Origin of the sequence: Nocardioides sp. Leaf307 (genome assembly GCF_001423135.1) — a bacterium.
In the GTDB taxonomy this organism is placed as follows: Bacteria; Actinomycetota; Actinomycetes; order Propionibacteriales; family Nocardioidaceae; genus Nocardioides; species Nocardioides kribbensis.
The window spans coordinates 696064-709066 of sequence record NZ_LMNY01000001.1 but is presented as its reverse complement, the minus strand read 5'-3'; the positions used below and the strand labels follow the sequence as shown (position 1 = coordinate 709066).

General features: G+C 74.1%; 10 protein-coding genes. 6 read left to right on the top strand and 4 right to left on the bottom strand.

The features are described from left to right. Positions 1-108: 108 nt before the first annotated feature. From mdo to mftM, 3 genes are read left to right on the top strand one after another with little or no spacing between them, the layout of a single operon-like run. Positions 109-2664, top strand: coding sequence for an NDMA-dependent methanol dehydrogenase (mdo, locus tag ASF50_RS19585; RefSeq protein WP_235557538.1), 2556 nt, complete (start codon positions 109-111; stop codon positions 2662-2664). A gap of 4 nt (positions 2665-2668) precedes the next feature. After that, the gene (locus ASF50_RS03310) at positions 2669-4207 is read left to right on the top strand and encodes a VWA domain-containing protein (RefSeq protein WP_056903470.1); all 1539 of its coding nucleotides are present in this window, start codon (positions 2669-2671) and stop codon (positions 4205-4207) included. Beyond that, a complete protein-coding gene (gene mftM, locus ASF50_RS03305; RefSeq protein WP_056903469.1) occupies positions 4204-5160 on the top strand; it encodes a mycofactocin oligosaccharide methyltransferase MftM in 957 nt (318 codons plus the stop codon). Before ASF50_RS03310 ends, mftM begins: the two co-directional genes overlap by 4 nt. A gap of 2 nt (positions 5161-5162) precedes the next feature. Here mftM and ASF50_RS03300 read toward each other — a convergent pair whose 3' ends face one another. The 4 genes from ASF50_RS03300 to ASF50_RS03285 all read right to left on the bottom strand — a co-directional run bounded on the left by ASF50_RS03300 (position 5163) and on the right by ASF50_RS03285 (position 8822). Further along, a complete protein-coding gene (locus ASF50_RS03300; RefSeq protein WP_056865848.1) occupies positions 5163-5846 on the bottom strand; it encodes a MadR family response regulator transcription factor in 684 nt (227 codons plus the stop codon). Continuing rightward, positions 5834-7237: a MadS family sensor histidine kinase gene (locus ASF50_RS03295; RefSeq protein ID WP_056903468.1), complete on the bottom strand. Its 1404-nt coding sequence runs from the start codon at positions 7235-7237 to the stop codon at positions 5834-5836. Before ASF50_RS03295 ends, ASF50_RS03300 begins: the two co-directional genes overlap by 13 nt. After that, complete coding sequence (locus ASF50_RS03290; protein WP_056865846.1) at positions 7234-8469, bottom strand: iron-containing alcohol dehydrogenase; 1236 nt, start codon at positions 8467-8469, stop codon at positions 7234-7236. Before ASF50_RS03290 ends, ASF50_RS03295 begins: the two co-directional genes overlap by 4 nt. Before the next feature lie 83 nt (positions 8470-8552). Continuing rightward, positions 8553-8822 (bottom strand): DUF4242 domain-containing protein, encoded by a 270-nt coding sequence (locus tag ASF50_RS03285; protein WP_056903467.1) that lies wholly within the window; start codon positions 8820-8822, stop codon positions 8553-8555. Between the two features lie 165 nt (positions 8823-8987). Here ASF50_RS03285 and idi point away from each other — a divergent pair, with 165 nt between their 5' ends. Genes idi through ASF50_RS18310 form a run of 3 tightly spaced genes read left to right on the top strand, consistent with a single transcriptional unit; the run spans position 8988 to position 12993 of the window. Continuing rightward, complete coding sequence (gene idi, locus ASF50_RS03280; RefSeq protein ID WP_056903466.1) at positions 8988-9620, top strand: isopentenyl-diphosphate Delta-isomerase; 633 nt, start codon at positions 8988-8990, stop codon at positions 9618-9620. Beyond that, positions 9617-11140: a phytoene desaturase family protein gene (locus ASF50_RS03275; RefSeq protein WP_056903465.1), complete on the top strand. Its 1524-nt coding sequence runs from the start codon at positions 9617-9619 to the stop codon at positions 11138-11140. The genes idi and ASF50_RS03275 overlap by 4 nt, the downstream gene beginning before the upstream one ends. Beyond that, positions 11137-12993 (top strand): DUF5914 domain-containing protein, encoded by a 1857-nt coding sequence (locus ASF50_RS18310; RefSeq protein ID WP_082502714.1) that lies wholly within the window; start codon positions 11137-11139, stop codon positions 12991-12993. Before ASF50_RS03275 ends, ASF50_RS18310 begins: the two co-directional genes overlap by 4 nt. Positions 12994-13003 lie beyond the last annotated feature (10 nt).

Sequence of the window (13003 nt, the reverse complement as noted above, 5' to 3'; positions counted from 1 at the left end):
TCCCCACTGCCCCGCCGAGGTGTTTCCGCGTCCTCGTCTGTCGGTGCGGTCCGCACGCTCCTAGCGTCCGCAGGGCGAGCACCAGCCAGCGCGACCAGGAGGTCCCACATGCAAGTCGACGAGCTGCTCAAGCCCTTCCCGATCAAGGAGTTCCACCCCTTCCCCCGTGCCCTCATGGGTCCGGGCGCCCACGAGATGATCGGCCCCGAGGCCCTCAAGATGGGCTTCCGCAAGACCCTCGTGATGACGTCGGGCCTGCGCGGCACCGACATCGTGCACAAGATCGTGGAGTCGATGAAGTACCACGGCCTCGAGGTCGTCGTGTACGACAAGGTCGAGTCCAACCCCAAGGACTACAACGTCATGGACTCCGTGGCGCTCTACCAGCAGAACGAGTGCGACTCCTTCGTCTCCATCGGCGGCGGCTCCTCCCACGACGCCTGCAAGGGCGCGCGGGTCTCGGTGGCCCACGACGGGCGCAACGTCAACGAGTTCGAGGGCTTCAACATGTCCGAGAACCCGAAGAACCCACCCCACATCGCGGTCTCGACCACGGCCGGCACCGGCTCGGAGACCTCGTGGGCCTACGTCATCACCGACACCACGACCGACCCCGACAACCCGCACAAGTACGTCGCCTTCGACGACGCCTCGGTGACGAGCCTGGCCATCGACGACCCGGTGCTCTACTTCGACTGCCCGGTCGACTACACCGCCCAGTGCGGCTTCGACGTGCTCGCCCACGCCAGCGAGCCCTACGTCTCGCGGCTGAACTTCGAGCCGTCGCTCGGCAACGCGATCCGCGCGATCAAGCTGACCTCGGAGAACCTGCGCGAGGCGGTCTGGAACGGCCAGGACCTCAAGGGCCGCGAGGGCATGATGTACGCCCAGTACATCGCCGCCCAGGCCTTCAACTCCGGCGGCCTCGGCATCATCCACTCCATCTCGCACGCCGTGTCGGCCTTCTACGACACCCACCACGGCCTCAACAACGCCATCGCGCTGCCGCGCGTGTGGGCCTTCAACATGCCCGCGCAGTACGCCCGCTTCGCCGACATCGCCGAGGCGATGGGCATCGACACCCACGGCATGACCAAGCCGCAGGCCGCCGACGCCGCGCTCGCCGCCGCCATCCGGCTGCTGCGCGACGTGGGCATCACCGAGAAGTTCACCGACGTCACCAAGGACAGCTACTCCAAGAACCGGCTCGGCGAGGGACCCACCGCGTTCTACGAGAACGCCGGGGTCATCACCGGCGACGCCGCCGACGTCGACCGCATCACCCACCACGTCCTCGGCGACGCCTGCACCCCGGGCAACGCCAAGGACGGGTCGGCTTCGTCGTCAGCAAGGCCGTCGGCAACGCCGTGGCGCGCAACAGCGTCAAGCGGCGCGCCGCGCGCCGGTCAGGTCCCGCCCACCCCCAGAGCCCAGGAGCAGCGCGTGAGCGACGCACCCACCACCCCGTCCGACAGCGAGTTCCGCGACGTCGACGAGACCCGCGAGCGCTTCCGCGACGCCGGCTACCTCGCCGACGACCGGCTCGCCACCACCGTCTTCCTGCTCTCGCGGCTGGAGAAGCCGGTGCTGCTCGAGGGACCGGCCGGCGTCGGGAAGACCCAGCTGGCCACCAGCTTGGCCCAGGTCACCGGCCGGCGCCTGATCCGGCTGCAGTGCTACGAGGGACAGGACGAGACCAAGGCGCTCTACGAGTGGGACTACGGCAAGCAGATGCTCTACACCCAGATCCTGCGCGAGAAGATCGGGCAGGTCGTCGAGGACGCCGCCACCCTCTCCGAGGCCGTGGAGCGCATCGCCGACCAGGACAGCATCTTCTTCTCCGAGCGCTTCCTCGCCGCCCGGCCGCTGCTGGAGGCCATCACCTCGGCGGAGCCCGTGGTGCTGCTCATCGACGAGGTCGACCGCGCCGACGAGGCGCTGGAGGCCGTGCTGCTGGAGCTGCTCAGCGAGTTCCAGATCTCCATCCCCGAGATCGGCACCGTGCGCGCCACCCACCTGCCCTACGTCGTGCTCACCTCCAACAACACCCGCGACCTGTCGGCCGCCCTCAAGCGACGCTGCCTGCACCTCTTCCTCGACTACCCCGAGGCGACCCGCGAGCTGGAGATCATCCGCTCCAAGGACACCGGCCTGGCCGAGGCCCTCGCGGTCCGCCTGGTCGACGTCGTGCGCGGGCTGCGCGAGCTCGACCTGCGCAAGTCGCCGAGCATCTCCGAGACCATCGACTGGGCCCGCACCCTCGCGGTGCTCGGCGTGGAGGAGCTGACCGCCGACGTGCTGTCGTCGACCCTCAGCGTGGTCGTGAAGTACGAGCGCGACCTCGACAAGGCCCGCAAGGCCCTGCCCGGCCTGGTCGACCCCAACGCCACCGTGCCCGACCACCTCGACCACGGCCACGGCCACGGGCACGGCCACGGCCACGACGCGGACGACCGCGCCGGCGGCCCCGGCGGCCCCGGCGACCCCGGTGACGGGCCCGACGGTCGCGACGTGCGTGCGGCCAAGGACCGTCCCGGGCGCCACGACGCGGCGTACGCCGGCGGCGGCCGGACCTCCAGCGAGGGCAAGCCCGCCAAGGCGGTGCCCGCCGGACAGGGCGCGCGCTCCTTCGCGGCGCGCGGCGCCCGCAAGCGTCCGGTCTGATCCCGTGGAGGGCGCGGTCCACCGGTTCATCCGGCTGCTGCGGCTGCTCGGAGTGCGCGTCAGCACCGCCGAGGCCATCGACGCCATGCACGCCGTGGCCCAGCCCGGCGTGCTGTCGGACCGCGAGGTCCTGCGCTCCGCGCTGGCGGTGAGCCTGGTCAAGGACCGGCGCGACCTGCCGACCTTCGAGCGGGTCTTCGACCGCTTCTTCGGGCTGCGGGCCGTGGTCGAGGAGGAGACCGGCCACGGGCACTCCCACGCCCACGACGACCTCACCGACGACGGCGAGCTCGAGCAGTTCACGCTCTCCGAGGAGCCCGGCGACACCCCGGAGGACGGGCACTCCCACGGCAAGCCCGACGACATCAAGGAGTTCTTCAAGCCCGAGGACATGGCCCAGCAGTACAACCTGCACCAGGAGGCCAACAAGATCGACATCGCCGCCCTGACCGACGAGATCGTGCTGTCCAACGACACCCAGGACAGCGCCGGCGAGGCCGCCCGCGTGCAGATCTCCACCCAGCGCATGCACAACCCCGGGGCGCCCGGCGACCTCGTGCGCCGACCCGGGATGACGCTCGACACCGAGCTGACGGTGGCCGAGGAGATGATGCTGCTCGGCTGGCTGGAGGAGGCGATGCCCGACGGGCCCGAGGACCCCGACGACGAGGGCCCGGCCGGCGAGGGCCTCGCCGCGCTGCGCGAGGCGCTCGCGCCCTTCCTGGCCAGCCTCCCCGAGCGGCTCAAGCAGCACCTCGAGCGGCTCATGGAGCTCGAGCACGACATCGAGGAGCGCGAGATCGCGGCGGCCCGGGCCGAGAGCGTCGAGGAGCACGAGCGCGCCGACCTCGAGGAGTCGCTGCGGCGGCTGCTGCGCAGCCTGCGCGGCGCACCCCGGCCCCGCCGCAAGGCCGCCGCCCGCGGCGTCGTCGACGGCGCCCGCACGATGCGCGCCAACATGCGCTACGACGGCGTGCCCTTCCGGCCGGTGACGGTCAGCAAGGTCGAGGACCGGCCCAGGCTGCTCGTGCTGTGCGACGTGTCGCTGTCGGTGCGCTCCACCGCCCGCTTCACCCTCCACCTGGTGCACGGCCTGCAGTCGGTGGCCTCGTCGGTGCGCACCTTCGCCTTCGTCAAGGACCTCGTCGAGATCACCGACCTCTTCGCCGAGCACCGCACCGAGGACGCGCTCAGCCTGGTGATGTCGGGCCTGCCGGCCGGAGGGGTCCTCGACGTCGACGCCGACTCCGACTACGGGTCGACCTTCGAGCAGTTCCTCGAGCAGTTCGGGTCGGCCGTCACCCGCCGCACGACGCTCGTCGTGCTGGGCGACGGCCGCGGCAACGGCAAGGACCCCGGCCTCGGCGCCTTCGAGGAGCTCAGCCGCCGGGCCCGCGAGACCGTGTGGCTGACCCCCGAGCCGCGCTACTCCTGGGGCCTCGGCTCCTGCGACCTCCCCCTGTACGCCGAGCACTGCAGCCGGGTGCAGGTCGTGCGCAGCCTGCACGGCCTCGACCTGGTGTCCACCGCCGCGGCGCCATGAGCACCCCGGCGGACCACACCACCCGGGGCGAGCTCGAGCGCATCGACCCCCTGGCCCCGCTGCGCGACGGGGCCTACCGCGACACCCTCGTCGAGGTCCGCCGCGTGACGGGGGCGCGCCCGCGTCGCTCGCTGCACATGGTCCGCACCCCCCACTTCGACGTGGTCCAGGGCCCCGAGCGGGTGCAGGTCGACCACGTCGTGCCCCCCGAGCTGGTCGACGACGACCTCGCCGGGCTGCTGGCCGCGGAGCTGTTCAGCCCCGGCTGGCTGCGCGGCCCCGAGCTCTTCGAGCGGCTCCTGACCGGCGTCGTGCTGACCTCCGGCGGCAGCGCCCTGGACTGCTGGACCCGCTTCTACCGCACCACGCTGGCCCGCATCGAGGAGTCGCTGGCCGCGGGCGGGACCGGCAGCGACGCACCGGCCGGGAGCGGCAGCAGCAGCGGCCACGGCACCATCGACGGCTACGCCCCGGTCTACGCCTTTGCCGAGCAGCAGGTGGCCCCCGGGTCGGTGCTCGAGCTGGGCTGCTGCTTCGGCTTCCTCTCGCTGCGGCTCGCGGCGGCCGGCCACGACGTCCTGGCCTCCGACCTGTGCGAGGGCACCGTGGGCCTGCTCGCCGCGGTGGCGCCGCGCCTGGGTGCGACGCTCGGCACCTGCGCCGCCGACGCCGCGCGCTTCCCCGCCCCCGACGCCACCGCCGACACCGTGCTGGCGGTGCACCTGCTCGAGCACCTCGACGCCGAGCACGGCGAGCGGGTGCTGGCCGAGGCCGTGCGCCTGGCGCGACGCCGGGTCGTGGTGGCCGTGCCCGTCGAGGACGTACCCGACGAGACCTGGGGCCACGTGCGGACGTTCACGACCGCCGACCTCGAGGCGGCCGGACGCCGCAGCGGCCTGCCCTACGCCGTGCACGAGCACCACGGCGCCTGGCTCGTGCTCGACACGGGCTGACCTCAGATCACGCCCATCTTGGAGGCCTCGTAGACCGCCTCGGCGCGGCGGGTGACGTCGAGCTTGCGCAGGATGTTGCCGACGTGGAACTTGGCGGTGGTCTCGGAGATGAAGAGCTGGGCCCCGATGTCGCGGTTGGACAGCCCCCGGGCCAGCAGCCGCAGCACCTCGCACTCGCGCGGGGTGAGGTGGCGGGCCTCCTCGGGCGGCGGGGTGTTGAGCCCGCGCACCATGGCGGCGGCGCTGCGGGCGTCGAAGGCGCTCTCGCCCCGGGCCACGTCGCGGATGGCGCGCACGAGGCCGGAGGTGTCGACGTCCTTGACGACGTAGCCCCGTGCCCCGGCCCGCACCGCACGCAGCACGAGCTGGTCGTCGAGGAAGGTGGTGAGCACGAGGATGCCCAGGCCCGGGAAGCGCTCGACGAGCGCCTCGCACAGGTCGAGGCCCTCGGTGTCGGAGGAGGTCGAGAGCTTGAGGTCGAGCAGCACCACGGCCGGGCGGGCCCGGCCGATCACGGTCATCGCCTCCGCCGCGGTGGAGGCCTCCGCCACCACCCGCAGGTCCTGCTCGCGCTCGAGGATCGAGCGCAGGCCCTGGCGCACGATCGCGTGGTCGTCGACGAGCATGATGTCGACGCCCGCCGACCGCGCGGGGCGGGTGGGCTGGGGTGGGCTCAGCGTGGCCATGGTGGTTCCTTCTGCCCGGTGCCGACCAGGCCGTGGATGACCCCCGCGTGGCGGGACGCCACGAGGGGTAGCGGCAGGCGCATCTCGACCCGCACGCCGCCGAGCCGCGCCCGGCGGAAGACGACGCTGCCGCCCAGGTCGCCGATGCGGCTCTCGATGTTGACCAGCCCGCGGTGCCGGCCGTCGACCACCGGGCCGCGCTCCAGGCGCAGGCGGCGGGCGAGCTCGGTGGGGTCGCCGGTGCCGTCGTCGGCGACGCTCACGAGGATCTCCTCGGCGCGGTAGCGCAGGCGCACCACCGCCCGCGTCGCCTCGGCGTGGGTGGCGACGTTGAAGAGGGCCTCGCCCACGGCGCGGGCGATCTCGTGGTCGGCGTCGGCGGCCAGCACCTGGGCGTCGCCCTCGACCCGCACGCTCACCGACAGCTGGGGGCGGTGGTGCGCGGCGACCTCGTGGAGCAGCTCGGGCAGCGTGCCCACGGTGTCGCGGTGGGGCTGGTGGAGGGCGTAGATGGCGCGGCGCAGCTGGTCCACCGCCTCCTGGCTCAGGGCCTTGGCGGTGGCCAGCCGCTCCAGGATCGGGGCGCCGGCGGAGCCGAGGTCCTCGGCCTCGCCCCGCGCGACCTCGACGGCCATCCCGGCCGACAGGACGTACTGGGTCACGCTGTCGTGCAGCTCGCGGGCGATGCGGTGGCGCTCGTGGTCGACCAGCTCGCGCTGGTGGGCCACGACGAGACGCTCCTCGGCCTGGCGCAGCTCACGGGTGCGGTCCTCGAGGTCGCGGGCGCGGTCGGTGGCCTCGTCGTAGAGCCGCTGGGCCCGGCGGTGCAGGGCCAGGCCGGCCTGGTACTGCTCGGAGGTGTGCAGCGAGACCGCAGCCTGGTTGGCCAGGATGCGCAGCACGGACAGGTCGCGCGGCTCGGGGTCGTCGTCGAGTCCGTGGAGCCCGGCCAGGCTGCCGATGTGGCGGCCCTCCAGGCTCATCGGCACCCGCACCCAGCGCTGGTCGGCCCGGCTGCGGGTGACGTGGCCGGCCCGCACGGCGCCCAGCTCGCGCCGCACCTCGGCCGGCACGGCCGCGACCTCGTCGTGCACCCCGCCGTCGGGCCCCACCAGGAGGAAGCGCGGGCGGGCGCCGGGCAGGTGACCGTCGGCGAGCGCCAGCATCGTCCAGGTCGCGTCGAGGTGGGAGCCCGCGGCCCGCACGACCTCCTCGAGCAGGCTGCGCGGCCCCTCCACCGTGCGCACGAGCGCCCGGGAGATCGAGTCCATCGCCCGCACCGCGCGCTGCATGCGCTCGTCGGAGCGGACGTAGGCGCGGTAGTAGGAGCCCTTGCCGGAGCGGACCCCGGTGAGGGTCGCGACGTCGAGGGGACGCTCGGTGCTGCTCACAGCGCGTCTCGGAAGAGCTGCTCCACCTCGGCCGCGCTCGCCGGGCGCGGGTTGGTGGTCAGGCAGGCGTCGTCGAGGGTGGTCGCCGCCAGGCGCGGCACGTCGTGCTCGCCGACCCCCAGTGCGCGCAGCCCGCGGGGGACGCCCACGTCGTCGGCCAGCCGTCGCACGTGGGCGGCGAGGAGCTCGGCCGCCTCCACCCCGGGCAGGCCGGCGACCGGGAGGCCGGCGGCGGCGGCCAGGTCGACGAAGCGGTCGGGGGTGGCGCGGGCGTTGTAGCGGATGACGTGCGGCAGCAGGACGCCGTTGACCACCCCGTGGGGCGCGTCGAGCAGCCCGCCGACCTGGTGGCTCATCGCGTGGGTGGCGCCCAGGATGGCGTTGGTGAACGCCAGCCCCGCCTGCAGGCTGGCCTGCGCCATCTTCGTGCGCGCCGCCTCCTGCCGCGGGTGGCTCATCGTCGTGCGCAGGTGGGCGCACACCAGCCCGACCGCCGCGAGGGCGTGGGTGTCGGCCAGGGGGTTGTGCGCCAGCGACACGAAGGCCTCCACGCCGTGGGTCAGCGCGTCGAGCCCGGTCGCGGCGTTGAGCTGCTCGGGCATCGTCATCAGCAGCCGCGGGTCGGTGATCGAGATGTCGGGCACCAGGGCGCGGCCCATGATGGTGATCTTCACCGAACGCTCGGTGTCGGTGACGATGCAGAACTGCGAGACGTCGGCACCCGTGCCCGAGGTGCTGGGGATGACCAGCAGCGGCGGGATCGGTGCGGTCGCCCGGTCGACGCCGGCGTAGTCGAGGATGTCGCCGCCGTTGCCGCTGAGCAGGGCCACGCCCTTGGCCGCGTCGGCGCACGAGCCGCCGCCCAGGGCGATGATGACGTCGGCGCCCTGCTCGACGTAGCGGCGGTGGGCGGCGCGGACCTCGTGGTCCTTGGGGTTGGGCGTGATCTCCGACCACACGACCGGCGTGAGCCGCGCCTCGCGCAGGTGGCCCAGCAGGGCGTCGACCCAGCCCGCCTCGATGATGCCGGGGTCGGTCACCACGAAGGGGCGCCGGGCGCCCAGCCGAGCGGCCGCGAAGCCGGCCTCGGCCAGCGACCCGATCCCGAACACGACCTCCGGGGCGTGGAACTTCACCAGCGGCACCCGCTCGGTGGCCGGCTCCGTGCTCGGGCCCGGCGTCGGACCGGTGACGGCGTCCGGCGCGCGTCGCGGCGAGAGCGTTGCGGACATGACGGCCTCCCCCTGCGTGACGTGGACCACACTGCCCGCCCGACGTTGTCAGAACGTTGGTCGGCGACGCGCCACGGGCCGGGTCAGCGCCCCGTCTCGGGCGAGATAGTGGAGCGGACCTCGCTGATCCGGTCGCACGGGAACCCCCCGCGGCTCGCGTGCTCCGCGATGAGGGCGGGGTCGGCGGCGTCGTAGACGCAGAACAGCTTGTCGTCGGTGACGTAGGACTCGACCCAGCTGATGTCGTCGAGGCCGGCGAGCACCTCGTTGGACCGGGCACTGAGGTCGTGCAGCGCCCGGTCGTCCAGGTCCCCGGCTCCGGGCAGGTCGCGCTCGATGACGTATCGGCTCATGGGTGACCTCCTTCACACCCCACCCTAGGAACGCCGCTCGGCGTGGCCACCGCCCGCACGGGCAGGCCCACCTGCCCGACCGGTGAGGAGCCGCGAGGGTGAGATCGTGCGTGGTGGGCCCGGCTACCGTCGGAGCCGCACGCCCCGCCTCCCGAGAGGTCAGCCATGACCGCGCCCGCCCGTCCCGACCGCCTGGCCGACGACCCGGCCGACGACCCGGCCGACGACGTCGTGCTGCTCGACGACGAGGGTCGCCCGACCGGCTCGGCGCCGCGGCTCGAGGTGCACACCACCGACACCCCGCTGCACCTCGCCTTCTCGGTGCACCTGCTCGACCCCGACGGCCGCACGCTGCTGACCCGGCGCGCCCTGGGCAAGCAGGCCTGGCCCGGGGTGTGGACCAACTCGTGCTGCGGCCACCCGCGACCGGGCGAGCCCGTCGCCGACGCCGTGCGCCGACGCACCCGCGAGGAGCTCGGCCTCGCGCTGACCGGGGTCGACGTGGTGCTGCCCGACTTCCGCTACCGCGCGGTCGACGCCTCCGGCGTCGTCGAGCACGAGGTCTGCCCCGTGCACGTCGCCCGGGTGGAGCGCGACCCGGTGCTCGACCCGCACCCCGGGGAGGTCGCCGAGCACGCCTGGGTGCCCTGGGCCGACGTCCACGGCGCCGTCACCCGCACCCCCGCCGTCTTCAGCCCGTGGCTCGTCCTCCAGGCGCGCGCCCTGGGCCCCGACCTGACCGCACACGCCACCACCGCCCGCACCACCGCCCACACCGACACCAGGAGCCGAGCATGAGCAGCGTCGTCGTCATCGGAGGAGGCCTCGCCGGCCTCGCCACCGCGTGCCACCTCTCCGGCAGCGGGCACGAGGTGACGGTCGTCGAGCGGGAGCCGATCCCCGGTGGCCGCGCCGGCCGCATCCACCGCGAGGGCTTCACCTTCGACACCGGCCCGACGGTGCTCACCATGCGCAACCTGCTCGACGACGTCGTCTCCGCGGCCGGCGGCGACCTCGACACGCTGCTGCCGATGCGTCGCCTCGACCCGGGCTACCGCGCCCGCTACGCCGACGGCTCCGAGATCCTGGTGAAGTTCGGCCACGACGCCATGCGCGAGGAGATCGCCCGCGTCGCCGGCGCCCACGACGCCGCCGCCTTCGACGGCTTCGTCGACTGGCTGCGCGACCTCTACGACGTCGAGATGCCCCACTTCATCGACCGCAACTTCGACTCCCCGCTCGACCTGCTCTCCTCCCCCGGCGCCGCCGCCCGGCTCGTGCGCCTCGGCGGCTTCGGCCGCCTCGGCCCCGCCATCCGCCGCCGCTTCGACGACGACCGCCTGCAGCGGCTGTTCACCTTCCAGGCGATGTACGCCGGGCTGCCGCCCTCCGACGCGCTGGCCCTCTACGCCGTCATCACCTACATGGACTGCATCGAGGGCGTGTGGTTCCCCGAGGGCGGCATGAGCCAGGTGCCGGTCGCCTTGGCCCAGGCCGCCTCCGACGGCGGCGCCGAGCTGCGCTACGGCACGACGGTGACCCGCGTGCTGCGCCGCGGTGACGGCGGGGTGGCCGGCGTCGAGCTCGACGGCGGCGAGCAGCTGCGCGCCGACGCGGTCGTCTGCACCCTCGACCTCCCGGTGGCCTACTCCCAGCTGCTGCCCGACCTCAAGCCCCACCGCGCCGTGCGCAAGGGGGTCTACTCCCCCTCCGCCGTCGTGTGGCACGTCGGCGCGCGCGGGTCGCTGCCCGAGGGCGTGCACCACCACAACATCCACTTCGCCGACGCCTGGGACTCCTCCTTCGACGCGCTCATCAAGCGCGGCGAGATGATGCCCGACCCCTCGCGCCTGGTCACGGTGCCCTCGCTCAGCGACCCGTCGCTGGCCCCCGAGGGCGCCCACACCCTCTACGTGCTGGAGCCGGTGCCCAACCTCGACGGCGTCGTCGACTGGCGCACGCAGCGCCCGAAGATCCGCGAGTCGCTGCTGCGCTTCCTCGACCGCGAGGGCTACCCCACCGACGTCGTGGCCGAGGAGCTCGTCGACCCGGTCGACTGGCAGCGCATGGGCATGGAGCGCGGCACGCCGTTCGCGCTGGCCCACACCTTCCCGCAGACCGGCCCCTTCCGCCCGCCGAACGTGGAGAAGCGGGTGCCGGGGCTGTTCTTCGCCGGCTCCGGCACCACTCCCGGCGTGGGCGTGCCGATGGTGCTCGTCTCGGGGCGTCTCGCCGCCGAGCGGGTCACCACCTTCCTGCCCGCGGCCGGACGCAGCCGGCGACCCCAGCGGCCCGCCGCCGGTACGGTGGGCCGATGACGGCTCTGCTCCACCACGACGACGACCTCCTCACCGAGGGTTACCGCCGCTGCGCCGAGCTCACCCGCCGTCACGGCACGACGTACTTCTGGGGCGCCGCGATCCTGCCGGCCCCCCAGCGTCGCCACGTGCACGCGGTCTACGCGCTGTGCCGCCTGGCCGACGACATCGTCGACGCCGCCGGCGCCACCACCGAGGGCCACGTCGCGACCACGACCGCGGCGCTCGAGGCCTTCCGCGGCCGTTTCCAGGACGCCGTCGCCGCGGGCACCAGCGACGACCCCGTGCTCGCGGCGGTCGCGCGCACCGTGCTCGACGCGCGCATCGACCCCGAGTGCTTCGACCGCTTCTTCGGGGCCATGGCCCAGGACCTCGACACCACCCGCTACGCCCGCTGGGACGACCTGCTCGACTACATGGAGGGCTCCGCGGCCGTCATCGGCGAGATGATGCTGCCGGTGCTGCAGCCCACCAGCCCGGCCGCGCGCGAGCCGGCCCGCGCGCTCGGCCTGGCCTTCCAGCTCACCAACTTCCTGCGCGACGTCGACGAGGACCTCGACCGGGGCCGGGTCTACCTGCCCCAGGAGGACCTCGAGCGCTTCTCCGCCGACCCCGCGGCCCGGGCCGTCACGCCGGAGTGGCGCGAGCTGATGCGCTTCGAGATCGCCCGCAACCGCGAGCTCTACCGCGAGGCCGACGCCGGGCTCGCCCACCTGCCGGGCCCCTCGCAGCGCTGCGTGCGCACCGCCCGTGTCCTCTACGCCGGCATCCTCGACCGCATCGAGGCCGCCGACTACGACGTCTTCTCCTCCCGCGCCCGGGTGCCCACGTGGCGCAAGGCCGGCGTGGCCGCCCGCTCGCTGGCCCAGCGCGACCCCGAGGCCCCGCCGCGGGTGCCGCTCGCCCTGCGCCCGATGCCGAAGCGCACCGAGCTGACCCCGACCTGGCGCGAGGCCCGCCCCGCCCGGATCCGGCGCGCCCTCGACGTGGCGCTCGCCGCCGACCCGGGCGGCTGGTACGTCGTGGGCGCCAGCCGCGACCTCGGTCGGCGCTCGCTGGTGCGCTCGGTCGGCGGGCGCGAGGTCGTCGTGTGGCGCACCTCCACCGGCGTCGCGGCCGGGCCGGGCTCGTGCCCCCACCTCGGGGCCCTGCTCACCGACTGCGAGGTCATGTCCGACGCCGTGGTCTGCAGGTGGCACGGCCTGGCCCTCGACCCCGCGGGCGCCCCGGGCTGGCCGGCGTACGCCGCGCACGACGACGGGGTGCTGCTGTGGGTGCGCGTCCCCACCCAGGGCGAGGTCACCGCCGACGCGCCGAGGATCACCCGGCGGCCCGACGCCGCGAGCTCGGTCGCCGCGGTGGTGGAGGTCGCCGGCACCTGCGAGCCGCGCGACATCATCGCCAACCGGCTCGACCCGTGGCACGGCTCGTGGTTCCACCCCTACGCCTTCAGCCACCTCACCGTCGACGAGGCGGCCAGCACCGACGAGGTGCTGACCGTCGACGTGACCTTCCGCGTCTCGCGCACGTGGGGCGTGCCGGTGCGTGCGGAGTTCGCCTGCCCCGACGCCCGCACCATCGTCATGACCATCACCGACGGCGAGGGCGCCGGGAGCGTCGTCGAGACCCACGCGACCCCCCTGGGGCCCGACGCCGCCGGCCGGCCGCGCACGATGATGGTCGAGGCCACCGTCGCGACCTCCGAGCGCACCGGCTTCGCGGTGGCCCGCCACCTGGCCCCGCTGCTGCGACCGGCGATGCGCTCCACCGCGCGCCGGCTGTGGGTCGACGACATGGTCTACGCCGAGCGGTCCTACCTGCTGCGCTCGCGCGGGGAGTCCTACGGCGTGTAGCCGGCCCGGT